The 813-nt window shown below is 46.6% G+C and carries 1 protein-coding gene; it reads right to left on the reverse strand.

All coding sequences use genetic code 11. The features are described from left to right. Positions 1 to 552: 552 nt before the first annotated feature. A partial coding sequence (locus Q5Y71_RS16995; RefSeq protein WP_306043258.1) for a hypothetical protein occupies positions 553 to 813 on the reverse strand: 261 nt, incomplete at its 5' end.

Here is an 813-nt window from a genome sequence, read left to right on the forward strand (position 1 = left end):
AAAAGTCATACCCACGAAAGTAATAGAATAGGTGACTTTGCTGCGTATCGGTGAGTGATGATAGAGTATACTGGATCTCAGTAAGATAGTAAAAATTATTTAATTAACGGGTGTCTGGCAAGCATAGCATTTTACCAAGGCATGCTGAGCGCCTCTATAAATTGACTATAAAATAAACATATCGATTAAATAATAATCAAGTGGCAAGTTTTAGCTTGCCAGAAGCTCATGGTTTGCCACAAAAATTGAAATTCTTTAAATTGGCGCGGTAATTGCCGCAAATGAGAGATCCATGGGAAAATGAAAATGCAAAAACCACAACAAGACACAAACAGAATGGCAACCTCATAGAAGGCTTTTTTGTGTCCTCCTCTATTTACGATACTTGGCTCTTTTTCGTCGGTATCGTCAAGTTGACCCAGTCGACCTATTAAAAAGCCGCTTCTGACCTTTTAGACGCCTTCGCCACCACTGCATTGATCCGCTGCTGAATCACATCCAGTTTTAGCTGCTTGGCCTTGCGCGACACATCCTTCGCCAAAGAGATCTCATTTACTCCCCAATCACCACCCGCAGATTTACCGTGCGCTGGATGCACTCCATACGCCATGCGCCTTTATTGACCTCTTCGTTCTCGGTGCCCTCTGCAACAGCGGAGGCCTGCAGGGTTTCCACCTTGCCCGGTGTCTGCCAGGGCGTGCCATCGGCATTGTTGCGCACTTGGTTATCCGTGGTAACGAAGGCACCGATCATCTTGTAGGCGAACTGGTCGGGGCTGCCGTCCTGGTCCAGATCGATTGGGTTCCGTACCTG

This window comes from Microbulbifer sp. 2205BS26-8, from assembly GCF_030731025.1.
Classification (GTDB): domain Bacteria; phylum Pseudomonadota; class Gammaproteobacteria; order Pseudomonadales; family Cellvibrionaceae; genus Microbulbifer; species Microbulbifer spongiae.